Origin of the sequence: Myxosarcina sp. GI1 (genome assembly GCF_000756305.1) — a bacterium.
GTDB lineage: Bacteria > Cyanobacteriota > Cyanobacteriia > Cyanobacteriales > Xenococcaceae > Myxosarcina.
Genome location: NZ_JRFE01000055.1, coordinates 71,932 through 90,826, shown reverse-complemented (window position 1 = coordinate 90,826; position 18,895 = coordinate 71,932). Strand labels below are relative to the sequence as shown.

At 41.7% G+C, this 18,895-nt stretch carries 18 protein-coding genes; 5 read left to right on the top strand and 13 right to left on the bottom strand.

The genetic code is table 11. The annotated features are described in order from the left end of the window. Positions 1–91 precede the first annotated feature (91 nt). Positions 92–604, bottom strand: a complete 513-nt coding sequence (locus KV40_RS28415) for a DUF2808 domain-containing protein (protein ID WP_253274410.1) — start codon at positions 602–604, stop codon at positions 92–94. Positions 605–1,303: 699 nt separating this feature from the next. On the opposite strand from KV40_RS28415, the gene KV40_RS28410 reads away from it, so the two are divergent. The 5 genes from KV40_RS28410 (at position 1,304) to KV40_RS28390 (ending at position 5,606) form a co-directional block, all read left to right on the top strand. After that, entirely contained in the window at positions 1,304–1,642 is a 339-nt protein-coding gene (locus KV40_RS28410; protein ID WP_253274409.1) for a hypothetical protein, read from the top strand. Between the two features lie 152 nt (positions 1,643–1,794). Beyond that, on the top strand, positions 1,795–3,711 hold the full coding sequence (locus KV40_RS28405; RefSeq protein WP_036488318.1) for a copper resistance system multicopper oxidase: 1,917 nt from the start codon (positions 1,795–1,797) through the stop codon (positions 3,709–3,711). A gap of 96 nt (positions 3,712–3,807) precedes the next feature. Further along, a complete protein-coding gene (locus tag KV40_RS28400) occupies positions 3,808–4,746 on the top strand; it encodes a copper resistance protein B (RefSeq protein ID WP_036488316.1) in 939 nt (312 codons plus the stop codon). A 116-nt stretch (positions 4,747–4,862) separates the two neighbouring features. Next, positions 4,863–5,267, top strand: a complete 405-nt coding sequence (locus KV40_RS28395) for a hypothetical protein (protein WP_036488312.1) — start codon at positions 4,863–4,865, stop codon at positions 5,265–5,267. 51 nt (positions 5,268–5,318) lie between these two features. Continuing rightward, positions 5,319–5,606, top strand: a complete 288-nt coding sequence (locus tag KV40_RS28390) for a hypothetical protein (RefSeq protein WP_036488311.1) — start codon at positions 5,319–5,321, stop codon at positions 5,604–5,606. Positions 5,607–5,814: 208 nt separating this feature from the next. Here the strand turns inward: KV40_RS28390 and KV40_RS28385 are convergent, their stop codons facing one another. The 12 genes from KV40_RS28385 to KV40_RS28325 form a co-directional block, all read right to left on the bottom strand. Continuing rightward, complete coding sequence (locus KV40_RS28385; RefSeq protein WP_052056037.1) at positions 5,815–6,855, bottom strand: tyrosine-type recombinase/integrase; 1,041 nt, start codon at positions 6,853–6,855, stop codon at positions 5,815–5,817. Between the two features lie 258 nt (positions 6,856–7,113). Further along, the gene (locus tag KV40_RS28380; protein WP_156114229.1) at positions 7,114–7,617 is read right to left on the bottom strand and encodes a hypothetical protein; all 504 of its coding nucleotides are present in this window, start codon (positions 7,615–7,617) and stop codon (positions 7,114–7,116) included. 12 nt (positions 7,618–7,629) lie between these two features. Next, on the bottom strand, positions 7,630–9,366 hold the full coding sequence (locus tag KV40_RS28370) for a M23 family metallopeptidase (RefSeq protein WP_081942962.1): 1,737 nt from the start codon (positions 9,364–9,366) through the stop codon (positions 7,630–7,632). Further along, positions 9,363–9,896, bottom strand: a complete 534-nt coding sequence (locus tag KV40_RS28365) for a hypothetical protein (protein WP_036488308.1) — start codon at positions 9,894–9,896, stop codon at positions 9,363–9,365. Before KV40_RS28365 ends, KV40_RS28370 begins: the two co-directional genes overlap by 4 nt. Further along, positions 9,896–11,407 carry a DEAD/DEAH box helicase gene (locus KV40_RS28360; protein ID WP_036488307.1) on the bottom strand — a complete coding sequence of 504 codons (1,512 nt, stop codon included), beginning with the start codon at positions 11,405–11,407 and terminating at the stop codon, positions 9,896–9,898. Before KV40_RS28360 ends, KV40_RS28365 begins: the two co-directional genes overlap by 1 nt. Position 11,408: 1 nt before the next feature. After that, positions 11,409–12,833, bottom strand: coding sequence for a thrombospondin type 3 repeat-containing protein (locus tag KV40_RS28355; protein ID WP_036488305.1), 1,425 nt, complete (start codon positions 12,831–12,833; stop codon positions 11,409–11,411). A 12-nt stretch (positions 12,834–12,845) separates the two neighbouring features. Beyond that, the gene (locus tag KV40_RS28350) at positions 12,846–13,196 is read right to left on the bottom strand and encodes a hypothetical protein (protein ID WP_036488304.1); all 351 of its coding nucleotides are present in this window, start codon (positions 13,194–13,196) and stop codon (positions 12,846–12,848) included. Then, the gene (locus KV40_RS28345) at positions 13,189–14,970 is read right to left on the bottom strand and encodes a type IV secretory system conjugative DNA transfer family protein (protein ID WP_036488303.1); all 1,782 of its coding nucleotides are present in this window, start codon (positions 14,968–14,970) and stop codon (positions 13,189–13,191) included. The genes KV40_RS28350 and KV40_RS28345 overlap by 8 nt, the downstream gene beginning before the upstream one ends. Further along, positions 14,967–15,689 (bottom strand): hypothetical protein, encoded by a 723-nt coding sequence (locus KV40_RS28340; protein ID WP_036488302.1) that lies wholly within the window; start codon positions 15,687–15,689, stop codon positions 14,967–14,969. Before KV40_RS28340 ends, KV40_RS28345 begins: the two co-directional genes overlap by 4 nt. 5 nt (positions 15,690–15,694) lie before the next feature. Next, positions 15,695–17,086, bottom strand: a complete 1,392-nt coding sequence (locus KV40_RS28335; protein ID WP_036488300.1) for a hypothetical protein — start codon at positions 17,084–17,086, stop codon at positions 15,695–15,697. A gap of 3 nt (positions 17,087–17,089) precedes the next feature. Further along, on the bottom strand, positions 17,090–17,830 hold the full coding sequence (locus KV40_RS28330) for a hypothetical protein (RefSeq protein WP_036488298.1): 741 nt from the start codon (positions 17,828–17,830) through the stop codon (positions 17,090–17,092). Continuing rightward, positions 17,827–18,894 (bottom strand): hypothetical protein, encoded by a 1,068-nt coding sequence (locus tag KV40_RS28325; RefSeq protein WP_156114228.1) that lies wholly within the window; start codon positions 18,892–18,894, stop codon positions 17,827–17,829. The genes KV40_RS28330 and KV40_RS28325 overlap by 4 nt, the downstream gene beginning before the upstream one ends. Position 18,895: the final 1 nt, after the last annotated feature.

Genomic DNA, 18,895 nt, shown 5'->3' with positions numbered 1-18,895 from the left:
GCTTAATTCCCAGGTCTTGTCCTGGAATTAGAAGTTCCCGACATCAATGAATCGCACCCAGACAAACCCCATCTCCAAAATTTCACTCAGTTTATTCGTAAATGTTGATACGACGAGAACCGAGATACATTCCCTGACTGTTTTCACCAGCAGGGTAGGCAGTAATGCCAAATTGATATACTCCAGCTACAAAGGGATTTCTTCTGGGTTTGACCGATACCGTTACCGTATTGCCAGGCTCTATCGGCTGCTCGAATTCGACGGTAATTTCTCCAGGTTGTGATTCTCCTCCAACAGCAGCCAGAGATACAGGAGAGCCTCCAGCCAAGCTATCGCCATAAAAGGCACTACTTTTACTACCTTTAAATTCCACAGTATTAATATCTCTTTTTTGTTCGATCTTCACTGCTCTAAGGGCTTGTTTTCCATCTTCGGGCACTTCTATCGTGAATTGATAGGCAGCAAAGGGATTCCTTCTCCTATTGTAAGTGGCAGCAGCTCGAACCAAACGCGGAGCGCGGCTAAAAACAGTTTGTCCGTCAGTCATTTCTACTGCTGAAGCCGATACCGTGTTTAAAGAAATAGGCAATAATGTACCTAGCATCAAAACACTGGTACTCAACGAAAATTTGATGAACGATCTATACATTTTAAAACCTCCAATTTGCTTGAGAAACTCTTAAAAGAAGTTAACTATAAAGAAAAAGTCTTACTAAAAACGAATATTGCTAACACGTCTTAAATAAGTATTTATTCTGCAAAGTTTATACCTCATCTAATTACAGTTTCTATATTTAAAGTTGTCATATAAAAATGAAATTAGAATGACATTTTTAAATCTAACGATGTTATAAAAGGTTTAGGAACTATTTTATATCTCTACCGACACTGTTTATATAAGACTTTTATGTCAAAAGATAGATTTTGTTCTAATTTACAAAATAAATATTTTTATATAGTTTTATTGAAACAAAACAAAAAAAGCTTCTAAATTTTCAAGGCATTTTGGCACTAACACTTGAGAATTCAGAAGCTTATCTCTTTGGTGTAAGGATACAAATAACGTCTGTTATRGATATCCTTTGAAGATAGGATGACATATAAATATGAAATYRAGATGATATTGWCAAAATTAATAGAGTTTTTACTTCAACCTTAAWTGCAATAAAATAATGTAATRTTTTGTATATYAMATATTTAAAAYAAATCGAGTTTGTCGATTTCATCCTGATTTAATTTTTTCGGTATATACTCAAAGATTGATAACAAATTTTTACAGCTTTTTGGAAGTAAAACTATGAGTATGTCTTCAAAAGTTTTTAGAAGTCTAACAGTAATTGCAGCGATGACAGCTTTAACTATTAGTATTAACAACCGCGCTGCCACTGCCGAACAACATGATGGTAATTCTCAAATGAATCACGAACAGATGATGAATTCTGATGGACAACAAATGCCGATGCCAGAATGTTCTGATAACTCTGAGATGAATATGAATCAAGAGCAAATGGGTTCTGAGGAACACCAAATGTCAATGAAAAAATGTCCCGATAACTCCGAAATGAATATGAATCACGAAATGATGAACTCTGACGAACGGCAAATGCCAAGACAGAACGATTCGCCAACGTCAGATGAGTAAACAGCTTGCCTGCAAGATATTACGTTATCCCGTCTACCATGTCACATAGATGGGTAAACGACAAAATGCGACAAAGTATAGATTGGATATAAAGTCAAAATTTAAGTTTTCTCGAACACTTTACTAGCTTGCGTGATGGATTCATAACACTAATGAAAAATAAATCCAGTACACTGAATAGACGAAATTTTCTCCGCTTCACTGCTGGAATGAGCATAGCCTTGGGACTCGATAGCCTCATACCCGCATATGCCAAACAAGTAGTCACAGCAAACGAACCTAGAAATAAAGGTAAGTATTCCGATCTCATTGACTTGCAAATTCAACAAACCAAGCTGCCGATTGCCAGCAAAAATGCCTCTACTTTAACAGTTAACGGTTCGATCCCAGGACCTTTAGTACGTCTGAGAGAAGGGCAAACTGCAACAATACAAGTGACAAACAATCTCGACGAAGACACATCACTTCACTGGCACGGACTCATCGTCCCACGAGAAATGGATGGAGTTCCTGGAATTAGTTACGCTGGCATTAAGCCTGGAGAGACTTTTACCTATCGCTTCCCAGTCAAACAAAGCGGTACTTATTGGTATCACAGCCATAGTGGACTACAAGAGCAGTTGGGTCACTATGGTCCTATAATCATCGATCCTATCGAACCAGAACCCTTTGAATACGATCGCGATTATGTAGTGTTGCTGTCAGACTGGACTTTTGAAGATCCCTATGAAGTTCTTGCCAACCTTAAAAAATTTAGCCCTTACTACAATTACCAAAGACCGACTATAGGGCAGCTTGCTAAAAACTTGGCTTGGAATCGAATGCGGATGGACCCTACCGACATTGCTGATGTTACTGGTGCTACTTACACCTATTTAATGAACGGCATGGCATCAGATGCCAACTGGACTGGGCTTTTCAAACCAGGTGAAAAAGTTCGCTTGCGGTTTATTAATGGTTCGGCAATGACCTTTTTCGACATCCGCATACCTGGGCTGAAAATGACTGTAGTTCAAGCCGACGGTCAAAATATTATGCCTGTTGATGTAGATGAATTTCGCATTGCTACGGCTGAAACTTACGATGTTATTGTCGAACTTCAGGAAAATACAGCATATACAGTTTTTGCCGAAACTATGGATCGCAGTGGCTATGCGCGGGGAACTCTCGCACCTCGTCAGGGGATGAGCGCAGCAATTCCCAAACAGCGAACACGCCCCATACGCACTATGGCAGATATGGGAATGGCTGGCGATATGTCAGGCATGGACATGAGTGGAAACAATTCCTCTCACGATATGTCAGGTATGAACATGGGAAGTAATAACTCTTCTCACAATATGTCAGGTATGGATATGGGTGGTAATAACTCTTCTCACAATATGTCAGGCATGGATATGGGTGGTAATAACTCCTCCCACAATATGTCAGGCATGGATACGAGTGGCAGCAATAGCTCATCGCATAATATGCCAGGTATGGACATGGGGGGAAATAGCAGCAACTCTATGTCAAATAATCGAGGAGTAATGCATAGTGCCGATACTCATGGTGCGGGTAACTCTGGCGTAGCAATGATGTCAAAAAGTAGATTAGATGAGCCTGGTATTGGTTTGCAGAACACTAAAAATCATCGCGTACTGCTTTATAACGATCTAATTAGTCTAAAACCTAATCAAAAGCAGCGAAAGCCCGAACGGGAAATGGAGCTACATCTAACAGGAAACATGGAACGATATATGTGGTCGTTTGATGGCAAAAAATTTTCCCAGATAGAAGAGCCAATGGTTTTCTTCGATGGCGAACGATTGAGGCTTACATTTGTCAACGACACGATGATGGAACATCCGATCCACCTACATGGTATGTGGATGGAGTTGGTTAATGGTAGTGGACTAAACCAACCACGCAAACATACTTTGAACGTCAAACCCGCCGAGCGAGTATCGGTCGATGTTAATGTCGATGCACCTGGGTACTGGGCTTTTCACTGTCACTTGCTCTATCACATGAAGGTAGGTATGTTCCGCACTGTGGCTGTTGTCGATCGCTCAACCAGCACAACTTAGTTAATATCTATACTCTAAATCTAGTATTGGCTCATGCCAATTTATCTAGGGTTATCCATGTTTTTATTTTAGGCTGGGATTCCAGTCAAATTACCTATGAGAATAAACGATCGAGGTTATCGCTCTACCTTTGTTGGATTGGTAAGTATTCTTAGTACTCTTTTCTTAGCGCCTGCTGTACTTGCAGAACCAGAATTAGGCATAGAAGCTAGTACTCAAAGCACAAACATCAGTCACAGATTACTCCGCCCTAAACGGACGGAGCCTGCTGTGACCGTTGGTCAAAAAGTAGAGATGCTTACTGACGAAGAACGCTCGCGCTTATCTCAGTCCGATAATATTGATATTCCCAAGCTACCTAGAGAAGATTGGCCTTCGCCCATAGGTGATAATCAAACTTATTATTTACTTTTGTTAGACCAGTTGGAATATCGGGTTAACGATGGAGAAGATATTTTTAATTGGGATGCGATTAGCTGGATTGGAGGTGATTACCAAAGGCTCTGGATAAAAACTGAAGGAGATGTTGGTTTGGATACTGGAGATGGGGAAGCAGAGCTACAGCTTCTCTACGGCAAGCTAATTGCTCCTTTCTTTGATTTACAAGCTGGGATACGCTATGACCAAGTGTACAGTTCTGATGGAGGTCCTGCAAGAGCTTCTGGAGTTATTGGCATTCAGGGTTTAGCTCCTTACCTTTTTGAATTAGATACTGCTTTATTTGTCAGTCAGGATGGAGATATTTCCTTTCGGTTTGGAGCAGAATATCAGCTACTTCTGACTCAACGATTAATTCTACAGCCAGAATTTGAGACAAATATTGCTATTCAAGATGTAGAAGAGTTTGGCGTTGGTTCTGGTTTAAATGACATCGAGTTGGGATTGCGACTACGTTACGAAATTAGCCGAAAATTTGCTCCTTATGTTGGAGTTAACTGGACGCGTAAATTCGGCGACACTGCCGAACTCGCAGAAGAAGAGGGGGAAAGTACGGATAACTTTGCCCTTGTTGGTGGTTTGAGGCTGTTATTCTGAAGCAACGGCATTTCTCTTTGAGTTTTCATCGTGACGGTATACTTTTCAATTTCATCCTCGTTTCATTTTTTTATGTCATCTTAGTGAATATAATCCCTTCTAAAAGCGAAAAAAATATGAATCAACTTAGCTCGACTTTAGTAGATCTGTCTGTTGTGGGTATGACAGAAGGGAGCTTAAAAGCAAGATCCTTGCTAGCGCATAGTGGGCATTCTAATGAGGTAGAAAGTCAAGACAAGCAGCAGACAACAGACGCGCCGCAATCATCTCCAGACAAATCAAAAGCTGAAGAAATGCCGCAGATGACTTCGGATAAAGATAGTTCTTCAGACCATCAAAAGACTGTCGAGAAACAATCTATTCCCACCGAAGAAGAAACAGCCCCAACCGCAAATCCCCAAACAAGTACCATACAGTCGGTACCAGCAAGACCTGTAACCATCGTCGGAGAATCTCTTTTAGCGTTGTTGGTAGCGAGTCCTTTTTTACTATTCGCCCTGAAAAAATGGTTTCATAAATAAACTGTAAAATATATAAACCATACACTAACTGGGTATTAACAGAAACCAATCATGGCAATCAATAAAGCTCGTTTGCGCCACATTCACTTTTGGTTTGCTCCAATTATGTTTTTTCCCTTACTGCTGACTGCGATTACTGGTTCGCTGTTTCAAGTAGCAGTTGCTACTGGAAAAGCCGAGCAGTATCTATGGCTATTAGATTTTCACCGTGGAAAGTTTGGCCGAATTAATTTGGAAATTGTCTATCCCCTACTCAATGCTTTTGGCGTGCTAATGTTAGTGATAACGGGAATAATAATGTGGTTGCAGATTAGACACAAAGTACGTAGAAGGCATTAAAGAATAAGCAATCCACTCTTTTTATATAAGCTGCGATCGCGCCTTTGTCGGTAAGTCAAAAGCTGCCTGCCGTTAAATGGAAGTTTAGACCAGATTATCTCTCTTTTGTCTCTTTTTGAGACGACAATTTTCAGAGGCTCTTTCGAGTATCAACGAATCGCACCCCCACTTTTTTCACTCTCATCTATAAAAGACTTATTCAACAGAGTTAAAAATCAATCTTAATTTTCGAGGCTGGGTTATTTTCTGAATTCTCAAGAACATGGGTATATATGGCAGTAGTTTTAGGGTCACTATGCCCTAAAAAATCTTGAACCTCCCGTAAAGAAGAACCATTTTGCAAGCTCAATGTACCTGCCGTATGGCGTAAACTGTGGGGAGAAAGATTTCGTTCTAAATCGCTGTGTTTTAAGCCACACTTTTCAAGATAACCATCAACTATATGACCGATACCGCTTCGAGATAAACGTTGAGCGTAACGACGATTTGATAAAGAAATAAATAATGGAGATGCTAAAGATAGCTTTTCTTTGGCTAATTTGCGTGTTTGTCGATACTGAACTATTTCTCGAGCCAGATCGGGGCGTAAAACAACAGTTCTGATACTGTTCTTACCATCTAGCTTGAGATAATGCTGACCGTACGATTCGCTAATATCTCCTAGATTAGCTCGAAACATTTCAATGCTACGACATCCCTGAAGAGCCATACAAGCCAGTAGGATGCGATCGCGCAATACCTGTACTTGCTTGGTTTTATCTCCGCGAATTTTATAGGTAGGTAAAATGTTGTCAATTAACCGTTGTAACTCTTCCAAACTCAAATAATTAATCGTGCTACCAATTTCCCGCTTCTCCCGTGGTGCTTTCACCCCGAAAACAGGATTGTCCTTAACCAGTTTTTCTGCCAAACAAGCAGTATAAAAATGCTTGATAGCCAGTAAAGACAAACGAATTGTCGGAGATGTTTTCTCGCTATCGACTAAATGTTTGCGGTATTCTTTGATATTCTCCTGTGTAATTAGGGCAGGATATAGCTCTCGCTCCTTACACCAACTAAGAAATTGATGAACTCGATTGCGGTAGGTTTTGATGGTATCTATACTGGCATGACCATCAGCGATAGTTAGGTTAAGATATCTGTCAAAACAGTCCACCATCGCTTTGACGGTAGGTAAAGTAGAAACGGTAGCGAGAGAATTGCGCTCGCGCTCATTAAATTTAGTCCCATTTAATCGTCTAATTGCCATTCCTTTTCCCCTTAACCTTTCCCCCTTCCCCAAACAATACCAGTAATCTAGAACCCAAAAAAGTTTACTGCGTAGAAGATCGAGTTATCTGCACTAAAAAGTGTTCTGAATCTTATTGCGATAGAGTGTTTGGCTTTCGATCGTTTTATATAAAGCGTAGAGATCAATGAAACACACGGCATTAATCTACATTAATTTCAACAGTTTTACCCCTGGTACGAAGATTGAAACGCTATAAGGTTCGCTATAGCAAATAGCTCAAATCCCATATCCAAAATTCTCGCAACTAATTTTTACATCAGTTAGATCTATCTCATCAAATTTTTCTTTCTCTAAATCTACTTTCCAAGCTCGGCTGATTTCGGTCAGAGTTTCTTTGTTGCTATCGAGTCGGGCAATAACTATAAGAGTGGGATCTAGTTCTCCATTAATACTACAAAGATGGGGCAACCCGCCCAAAATTGTTTCGGTTTCGTTGTCAATTGATGACAGTGATAAAACATTGACGACTTTAAACAAGCTCTTACCTTGATTATCCCTCTCGATAAAGCGATCTAATAAAAGTAGTTCTCTTTCGGCAATGACAACAGAGGTTATCGAATAGTTGTTATCGACCGCCCAGGCTGCTTTTTCTTCATACATTTCTGGCAGAGGCGGATGCTGAATCCCGATCGGGTTTAATTCTTCTGCCTTTAAAATTGTAGGAAGAGCAAACAAAGCAGAAGCGACAATAGTTACCATCGATTTCAATAAATGTAACATTGTTTAATACTATCAAAAAATAATGTATTTACGGGGATTGACTTTGCGATTGTTTTCATAGGTCATAAAGTGCAAATGAGGACCAGAACCAACACCTTCAGCACCGACCAATCCAATAACCTGACCCGCTACGACAAAATCCTGCGCTCGAACGTAAATTTCGCTCATGTGACAGTAACCAGTTCTCAAGCCGCTAGGATGTTCGATTAGAATCAAACTGCCGCAGCCAGAATTATCCCTACCTGCATAAGTAATAATTCCATCGCCAGCAGCAACAATTTGACCTGGATAGCGCGAATCGCCCGACGAATAAGCAAGGTCGATGCCAGCGTGAAAAGTAGAGGCGTTGGGAATACCAGTATTGCGGTAGCCATATTCGCTAGTAACGATTGCTCCTGCTAGTGGATTAATCAAGTCAACACCTTCTATGGCAGGTAAAGTTGTTGACTCGGTTGGAGAAACGGGAACTGGAGTCGATATAGAGGCATGATTTACCTCTACATCAATAGGATCGATTAAGCCAACAAACATCGTATCTTTTTCGTGGTAGGTAAGAAAGGGAATCGGACCAATAGCATAAGGCGTACACCCCAACCAACCCATACAAATTCGTAAGAACAAAACCATATCTACTCGACCTTCAGACTCGTCAACGTCCCAAACAACAACTTTAAACTGATTCCCGAAAGGTAGGCGACCTGTGGGTTCTCTACCGCCGTTGTAAGCACCCAATATGCCATGTCCGCCGCGAACATCTTGATACTTGCCGCTAATCCACTGCTTGCCATAGCTCCAATCGGCTAATTCTACATAAGCGCATTCGCGATCGCAGGGAACGTTAAATCCCTCTACATCGCTGCCAGAAATAGTATTTTCTCGTCTGCTTTCAGCAGCACCGTAGGCAATATCGACAATACCGATTAGACCTGGAGTTACGGTTACTTCGACATTAGTTTCACTGTCGGTATAAGTTGTCGTTTGCGTTGAGTTACTTCCTAATTCTTCTTCAAATACATAGTTCAAGGGTAAGTCCCATAATCCAGGCACTTCTTCTAAATAGCTATCGCGCCATTTTTTAAAATTGGATAGAGAGGTACTAGTTAGTTCGGGAATACTATCGATTGAAAACTCTTCCAAATCTAAATTATCAAAGCTAAGATCTCCCAATCCCATATTCTTTAGCATCGCAATTTCGACATTGGCATAGCTAGAACCAACTAGTTCCAAAATCGGTTCTACTTCTCTAACCTTGAAAGCTTGTAGTTGGGGAATGGCTTCGACCAAATCGGAAATAGTTTGTTTTTCAATTAGTCTAAAAGCAGATAGAGGAACCGTATCTATCTCCGTCATGCTATTGCCCAGCACATGTTCTAAAGTTAGATTGCCTAGAGAAGAATTTTCAAAATCGCCGAGTTTCATAAACTGAGCGGGGTTATCCCCTTCACTCCAGCTACGAGACAGAGAATACCCCAAAGCCCTATCTAGTGAAAGATTGGAATTAAATTCACCCCCACTAGGAGTATTTCCCAAGCTTGAAAAGGTAATCTGACTCCAATCTGGATATTCTGCCGTAAGCCCATTTTGCTCTACGGTAAAAGTAGGAATTTCTTGAGAGGAAACATAGTAATGTTCTTCATGACTTTCTTCTCCTTGACCGTAGACAGCAATTTGACCGACAAGATGAAGACAAATTGTTAGCATAATCCCCAATAATACGAATAGAGACTCGATCCGAAATTTGATAGTCATCTATGTTGAGAAAAATTGATGTGGGCGTAGCAAGATGATTCGATTCTTTCTTTTTTCAAACAGTCTATGGCTTGCGAGACTTCTACTTCCAATTCAGTATTTTCACGCTCTTTAAGAACTCCGAGCGACTTTTTATAGTCTCCAAGAGCCAGATCTTTATACTCTCGCTCTTGCTTGAGATCGAAGCCAAATTCTATAGCTTTTTCGTGTTTACTTCGATCGATTGCTGCTACTCTGAGAAAATTACTCCACTTAAATAAAAGATTTGCCCTAGCAGCATAGGTTTCGGGCAGTTTGGGAGCGAGTTCGACCGCCTCGTTTAAATCTTTAATAAGATATTCGTACTGCCAGGGTTCGGCTCCGCGAGAACCAAGTACTAGCATTTGCGCTTTTTTCTCAGCATTGGGGCGATCGCAAAAAGACATTACTCCTGCTAAGAAAATTAGTAAGAGTAATATCTTGGGACGATAAATTTTGGAAAATTGCCAACTGAGAAAGTCAAATTGAAAACCTATATTACTATTCAACATCAACCAAACTCCAAATTAAAATAACGTTCGATCCACTCTGTATCTTTCTTCTTACGCGAAGCAACCAAAGCCAGATATTTTTTGTATTGATTTTTATCATCTTCTGTCGGATGCTCGCCAAAAATTGCTCCTTTACCCCAATCCCAGGGAGGAAAAAAACCAAAATTATCTTTAAAAACCACTGCTGCCCAACTTGGAAGATAAGAGTTTTTATAGGCTTCTTTTAACTTGGCACGGTAAATTTCTAATTTTTCCCAATCCCCTTCGCTCAAAATTCTCGTCAAATTGAGAAAATCTACCAGCTTTTCGCGCTCGAATTTATATCCGCAGGAGGGACAAATCATTTGAAAGGTGTAGAGAATCACCCCACATCCTCCTATATCTTTAGGGCAAACTTTAACTGGCGGTGGTTGCGCCTCTCCTTTTTGGTTGCCCGTAGTGAGAGTAATTGCGCTTAAATTTTCAATAAATCCGTGTCGGAGAACGTTTCCAGCCTGGTCTAAAATCAGACAATCCTGTTTGTCCGTTTCGGGAGAAAGTCTCAATCCCCTACCTAATTGTTGAAAATAAAGAGCTTTAGATTGAGTGGGACGACACAAAAGAATTGCTTCGACAGAAGGAACGTCAAAGCCTTCAGAAAGAGCGGCACAGGAAGATAAAACTAAAATTTCTCCTGTCGCTAGGCTTTGGTAAATTTGCTCTCTGGTTTGGATAGGCGTATTGCCATCTACATAAGCTGCCGCAATACCTCGCTCGGTAAACGCAGAACAAAGATTTTTGGCGTGTTCGACATCTACGGTAAAGGCAATAGTACGCCTATTATGAGCTAATTTCAACCAGTCTCTTACCGTAGCCTCTATTAGTTGGCTATCGTTACAGGCAATTGCCAGTTGCTTGCTATTAAATTCATTGTTTTTAATACCGACCCGCTCTAGACTGGCGCGGTCGAGACTGTAGTAGCTGGGCTTGACTAAAAATCCTGCTTCGATTAATCGATCGGGCATGGGAGCGCAAATCAAATCTTCAAAAATGTCTCCCAGACCTTGCGTTGCCGACAGTCGCCAGGGGGTTGCGGTCAACCCTAAATATATCGCCTGGGGATATATCCGCGCCATCATTTCTAAAACCACAGAGGAAAATGCCGTCAGGTGACATTCATCGAGCAAGATTAGATCTGCTCGGTATTCTTGCCACCAAGCACGTTTGGGTAGGGTTTGAACCGAAGCAATCTGTACGGCGGCATCGCGGTTTTCTTCGTAGCCAGCTTTGATAAAACCACAGTCGATGCCAAACTTTTGAAACTTAGCAAAAGTTTGAGCGATTAAAATTTCACGATGGACGACAAAAACAATCTTTTTGCCTCGACTTACGGCATCGGCAACTATACGACTGGCGATTATAGTTTTCCCTCCACCGGTAGGGGCAAATATAAGAATACGTTTACGGCGAAAGCGTATTAAGTTATAAGCCTCGGATACAACTTTTTTTTGATAGGGTCTTAAATTTAACATATTAAATCGTTAATTCTCTTTCCCTGTCAGTCTTTTGAGTGCGTTGGTGGGAGATAAGCGTCTTTTGTTGTTGCATCATTTTCTGTAGGCGATTGTCTAGAGTTGCGCCTAGATTTTGAAAGTGTTGGAAATCTTTTGCGGTAAGATTGTTGGTTATCTTATCTCCCTGTCGCTCGAATACTACTCCCCGACCGTCTGCTTTAGAAATAATTTTAAAATTCCGTTCCCCAGGGCGTTCGATATTGTAGTTACCCTGTTCTCCCGCATCCCACTTTTGCGTACCCATATAGTGGAGAAAGCGATTGGCAGTATTTTCGACTTCTTTGGTTTTTATGGCAAAAACTATTTCGCGATCGCTCTGTGGGGCTAAAGCCTGAAGCTGTGCCAAACGTCGTTCGCTTTCGGCATTTAATATTCCCCGATCTTCTCTTAGAGAGTGTCTTGCCTGTTGAAAATGAGCGTAGTCTCGTCCAGACAAATTGCTTTGGGTTACTTTTATGCCCATACTAGTTTTTTGAAACGAGATTAGGCGATTTCCCCGTTTGTCATTAACTTCATAGTTGTTCAAGCCCTTGAGAATGATGTTATAGTCAACGCTTTGATAGGCAGTTTGTTTGTTTTGTTCGTAGTTACGGTTGAAAAGCTCTAAAGCGGTATTGGCTGTTTCTCGCTCTCTATTCCATTGGGGGTAATTGGATACTTTTTGAACTAATGCGCTGGAGAGCGTTTTTACTTTTTCACTTAGTTGACGAACTATCGACTTTAATATTCCCTTAGTTTTACCCTCTGGTAGTTTAGCTACGTCTCGTTCGGCAACTCTTATAGCAGGGGGAATATCGTCTTGGTTAATAGAAGGAGCAGAATCTCGTTCTAGTGCGAGATTATAGGGATGGCTGTCGCTGGCATCTCCAATGCCATCTCTGTCGGTGTCGGAATTTAGCGGATCTGTTCCTTTAGCAATTTCTTCAGTATCGCTCAATCCGTCTCCATCAAAATCTAAATCTGCTTCTGGTTCCATCCAAGGGTCCCATTCAGGAGAAAAAGCGTCTTTATATGTAAAGGGACGCTCCGTTTGTAGTTCTGGTTCTAACTCGATTTGATTGACGGTAACGGTACCATCTCGTTCCTGGCGAAACAGAATATCGTCATCGAGCTTAATTTCATAGTTGGGAATTTTATCTTCATACAAAGGTGCTTTATCGGGGTCGGATGCTTGAAACAATAAAGTTTTCAGGGTTTTAGCATCTTCAGAAGTGAGATCTTGTCTAAAACCTCTAGCTGTTTGTCCCTTTACGACTCGACGACCTTTTTGAATGCGTAAGTTATTTAGTTGCTCGATAGTTTTTTTAGTATTTTGAGCGATAATTCCCAGGAGTTGATTGATATCTTCTCCCGCATTTTTAAATTCTTCTAGCTGTCTTAACACAATTCTTAGTTATTAAAGGGTTTTAAATATTTGCTGAATATTGAGATTGACGGTGCGATCGACAACAATTTCTCCGCCAATGTGAAATAAAATCGTTTCTCCGTCTAGCCTGTATTCGCTAAAGCTCGGTTGTAGGTCGGGAGAACAGGGAATGAAATTGAATTGGTTGCCCCGTTCGTAGCAAATATAGGTAACATCATCAAACCTAATTTCTAAAAGTTGGGGTTGAAAATCTGGGTTTAAAGGAGGTAAGGTACGTAAGTGCCTTACATATTCAATTATTTCTGGCTCTTGGCGTAAAGTTTCTATTGCTTTTGAAGATAGTCCCCAAGCAGACAAATCTAATAATTCTAGATCAGACATAACTAGCAAACTCCTCACGTTGACGTTTTAAAACTCCGTAATCGCTATCGTTAGAGAGAGATGTATCTTCAAAGGGAAGAAGTTTCTCGGCTGCCTCGCGCCGCTCGATTAAGGCAGCTTCTCTCTGTTTTTCGTCTAAATGCCAAGTTGCTGCTTGCTGGCATCTTTCTGGATAGACATATTCCGTCCATACTTGTTTCATGTTTTCATCTCTATCTAATATTTCTTGTGGCATTTTATACTTCATATAAAGTGGCACTCTCGCCTCACCTCTAGCTTTAAAATCGGGGTTAAACATAACGAATTCTGCCTCTTCAACTTTTGTAAGTTCGTCGGGAGACTTTAAAGAGGTTTTTTGCCTTTGTTCGGACGAAGAATGGCTATGTCCCGATTTACCGTTGGAGTTGGAATGTTGTTTGAAAATGACTTCTTTCTGTCCGCAGCGTTCGCTCAACATTTTTGCGGTTTCCATATCGTTTGAGTTAAAAAAGATCTGAGTATTGGCATTGGCTAAGATAGTTAGAGCTTCATCTTGTCCGTAGCGTTTGCGTATTTGCGACCATAACTGTGCGATTAAAAATACAGCCAAACCGTTAGAACGGTCATAAGTCATCCATTTTTCTGCTTTTCGCCAGTAACCGAGGGGAAATTCTTCTAACATCAACAGCAGCGGTTGGGTTCTTGGCAAACTCATGTTTTCTTCTACCAAAATTTCGATTGCCGTAGTCAACACGGGCATTACTATATCTTTTTTGTCTATTGGCGGCTGCACGAACAAGATTTTTTTACCCGTAAAGTTCATCGGGATCGTACTTTTGCCGATAAAAGCGTTAAAAAATTCTTCCTGGGTAAAATTGTCAAAAATCAATCCTGCCGTAGCAGCAACACCAGCAATTTGCTTGCTCGAAGCCTTACCCGTCATAAACTGCTGGAAACTGTTTTCAATCCAAAGATTCAACCTATCTGTTTTATAAGCTGCCTGCAAGCGATCGCACAAATCGGGAAGTCCTAAAATGCGTTTTGCCATTAAAAGATCGGGATAGTCCGAACCTTTAGTCAACATTAAAATAGACCGTAATAATATTTCCCCCGAACCGCTAAAAAAGTCGTCGGTCTTACCAGCACCTTCGGTTTTAGCGTTGGCTTGAATGGTTTTAGCTATCTGCTGGGCGCGAGTCGAATCTTTATGACCCCGCATCCACTCTACGATGTTGAAGCGATCGGTGTAGGGTTTGCCTGGAGCGAGGTAGTAATCTTCATAATCGTGCGCTTTGGCATAGGGAGCGTTAATTTGTGCTAGTTCTCCTTTAGGATCGAACACTATTAACGGATGTCCATCGCGAATTGCTGCCTGAATGACTCGGTTGACAACCGTAGTAGTCTTACCACAGCCTGTAGAACCCAGAGCGATAAGATGTTGATTGAGACTCGGCAGGGGCAAGCTAGGCAACTTCCCCGTCAGCCAAACTTTTAGTTGGGGTTTCCACCCATCAAGGGGTTCGCCAGCAAAAACTGCGGTTTTGGCAAGATCTTTTTTTTGTCTTTGTTTGAGAACCGCTTTTATGGCATTGAGCTTTTCCTGTCTGCCGCTAAAACGAGCATTTGCCAATATTCCTTTTCTATTTCTGCCCAATAATAAGTTAAAGCACATAAGAAATGCAAAACAAGCTATTAAAGCTAGAACTTCTGTTTGAAAAAAAGGCTTTAGTAAAGCTCGATACTCCTGGGGAATAGCTGCTGCTGAGTGAGTTTCAATTTTGATGCGTTTGCTCATTGGACTACGGGTAATGGTGTTTGAAGTTTATTAGGTAGCGGTTGGCGATTGCCCAATTCTTCTAATTTGCGGACGACTTTCATTGAAATTCCCGCTTTAGCCGCCGCAGCTTCAACCGTATTTTCAGTTCTAACTAAGTTGATAAAGTTCCGCAGACGGTTATGTAGTTCGGGATTGTTAAGGTATCGTTCGCTAACGGCAACCTGAAAGCCCCTACGATAGTTTGTAATTTGCTCGATACTTACTAGAGGTGTGTATTGTCTGTTTTCTGCCAAAATTTCTACTACTGAATAAGTGGGTTGACGATCGGATAAAACTATGTCGAATACGTAAATATTTTCATCGGTAATGACGCTCATGCGGGTGCGCTCGACTTTTCGCTCTTTGGGAACCAACTCGACGGGTTTTCGCTGGAGATAGAGTAAGGTCGCCTGACAGGGACGACCGCCACTTTCTGGTAGAGAACTCAAACATTCGGGATCGTCGGAACTTAAAAATAGAGAGGAGCCGACCAGACTAACCTGACGAATTTTTTCCTGGGTCGGGCGAAAATTTACAATCGTCGAACCCGAATCGTAAGGATGGATGTTTATTTCAACTACTTTGGCTTCTATTCCTTTAGCTTTTCGGGCAGGAACTCTCTCTATGGCTTCTTGAGCGAATGCGGGGAAACCACAAAAGAACAACAGAATACCGCTAGCTACAAAAGTTTTTGACATGATATCTAGTGATTTGGCGGTAGGGGATAACGATAACGCTCGGCAGGTTGTCTGGGAGGAAGAATTAATTGGGGTTGGTTCAAAGGATTGCTAATTCCCTCATCTATATTTTTAATAGAAGCAGCGGGTATGGTAATTTCATTCCTAACATAGAGCCTTAACTCAGTTCCTACTGGCAAAAAATAAAGCTGCTCGTAAGAACGATAGTCTTCCCTTCCTTGAAGTAGATAACGTACTTCTCTTTGGCTCTGCATCAGGTTTTCTACCAAATTTCCCCGACTACCTATTTGACTGCCAATTTCCCAGGCTTGACTGGCAGAATCTAGTACGTCGAGAAAATCACCATTTCGTTCCTCCTCATCGGGCATGGGCATGGCGACAATTGGCTTGCCTTCAACAGTCGAAAACCGAATCGCTCCTTCGGGAAGAGTAATTTTAGAGGAACGGTCGGGAATGTGAGCTTCAAGAGCGACAAACTCAATTAGCTCCGAGCGACCTAAAGATTCGGCTCTTACTAAAATTGTCGTTCGAGCGGGTAAAAAGATTTCGCCGTTGGCAGCTTTTAAAGGTTGCTTTAAAACCACGCTAGTAATCGAACTTCTCTCGCTTGTAACGCCGCTCAAATCTTCTACCCAAGGAGAAGATAAACTAGCTCGTGCTGAAGTTCCAGTTGGCAGAGTTAGCATTTGTCGTTCTTGTAGCAGAGGAGCTTCTATGGCAGGATCGATCGTGGGTAACTGTTGGGAACTATAGTCGGCTACGGTTGTTGCTTTTGGCAATGAATTTGCTTCGATTCGAGCATTTACCACAGTAGAAGAATCGCTCTCCCCCGTTCCAGCACCATAAACACTTGCCATAACGGGGGCGGGTGGTGGTGTAGGCGCGACTTCGGGCGCAGCAGTAACGGGTTCGGGAATAAAACGTTTGGGTGCGACTCGTTTGGGTGGTAGAGTTCTAGCAATGGGAGCGGGAGTGGGAGTAGAAGCGGGTTTTGAAGACTCGGTTTTTGGAGGAGTTTTTTCGGGTTGGCTTTTAATGGGTAGGGCTTGTTCTTGTTTGACAACCGCTAGTTGAGCTTCAGCTTCTTCTAGTTGTTCGCTTACTGCTTCTAATTCCTGCTGCAATTGTTTTATCTGAGGATCTGGCTCGGTAGCTTTAGCTTCATCTTGGTTATCCCCACTAAAATTATTAGAAGCAAATAAATAGACGAGTCCAATAACGGGTGCTAGCAGCACCGCTGAAAAAGCAGCTTTGGGAATTGCCCTTCTGTTTACCTGCCGCTTGAGTTGGGAGTTTTCCTCAGTTTCAGCATCAATAGCTAAATTACTCTCTATTGTCTCGGCAGCAGAAACACCTGCTACGGCTTTTAATTTTTCCTTCGTCCAGATTGTAGCCATTTTTTATAAGTCGAATGATAAAAATTCGATGTCTTTAATTTGCAAACCCTCTTTTTTCCACTGATAGCTCAACTTTTGGTAAATCGAAGCGTTTTGAGCGGGGGGGTATTGGGGAATTGGAATTGGAGCTACGATAATTTTTCGGCGATAAAAATCTACTTTCCCCGTCGGTTGACCGTTTCTCAAATGACTGACAGTTGCTACTACATTAACGGCATAAATCTGTTTTTCCTCGTCGATAAGTCGAGCCTTGCCCAATTCGTCAATTTCTAACTGAGTAGTAGAATCGCCAGAAAAATAATCTTCTGGTATCCAGCCTTCTGCAACATAAGCACTGACAAATTTTTCTCTTTTATTGGCAGCTAGAGCATACGCTCCACTAACTACATTTGTAGGAATCTGTTGCCCGTCTATATAAATACCGCGATCGACTACTTTAGAGTCAGTTTTTGTGGTCAGGTTGTTAGATAAAGAAAAAGTATAGGTTAACCACTTACTAACATAGTTTCTGACTACTAAAGGTTCGCGATAGTTAGGAGATTTAGGATTGGCAACAAAGGCAGTTCCATCGGGTTGCTGGACAAAAACCGTATCCGCTCCTTTAGCCAAACGCGAACAGCTACGGGCAGATAGATATGATGAGCCAGCTAAAGCAAAAAACATCAAACATAACCCCGCAAAGGAAAGTGCTAGAATATCTTTCTCGCCAATGTTTACTCGTCGAACCTGTGGAAGTTTGCTCATGACAATGCCCTCAAAATTGTTATCGCTCCACTGGTCGCACTCTGCCAGATAGCTATTCCTCCTCCCCTCGCCAATACCCAAGATAGACAAGGAGCAAACAAGCCAATCAATAGCAAAAAACCCGTATCTGCATAGGTCTGCGTACCAGATCTGGCAACTACCCAGCCCACCATCCCGACCGTAATCGCATAACTCCATACCGCTACGGCGATCGATAAAAAACTAATCAGCCAGTACCATAAGAATTTAGTAGGAACGGGAACGGCACTTAAAGCTACGGCAACAGGAGCATACAGCCCCGTCATTGCTAAAGCTAGCTCGAAAAGGTTGGCAAACCCCCACTGGCATAACTTTAAAAACTGGTGAATTATAGCTTGAGCTATAGTTCCAACAATCGGTCCATCTAATGTCAATCGTCCCAATCCTCCAATCATTTGAGTCGGATCGTCGATAATATCTTGGACATTTTGGACTACTCGATCGCTCAGTCTTCTCAATCCTGCCAGCGCACCCCATTCTTGTTCGGCTTGACTAATTTTTTCTTCTGCCAGTTCGCCTACCTGTCTGACGCACTCTAGCTGTTGCTCTCCCGTCTTTGCCTCGCAAGCACGAAACTCAACGGCAATTTGCTGTTTGATATCGGAAGTTACCAAAATATCTTTGAGAGCTTCTTCAATTGCTACACCCGATATGTTAATTTCGTAGATAATTTGAGTTTGTTCGATGGCAATCGAACGCATAGCTTTGACAACTGGTACCAACATCGCTCCGTTATTGTTCAGCAAAATTATTACTATCCCCATCCACAGATACTGCTCGAAAGCAATTTGCCATTGATTTGTAGCTAGAGATTTCCAGAAAGCAAGAGCAAAGGCTAGAAAGGTAAAGGATACTATAAGAGAAGATATGTATATTGCTGCCAACCACAGTCCGTTAGTTTGTTGATAGGTGGCATTCCAATATTCATCCCATCCTAAAGAGACGTTCAAAGCTTGTTCGGCGTTTTCTCTAATAATATCAACGCCGCTACCGATGGCTAAATGATAGTTCGATATCGCCAGCATT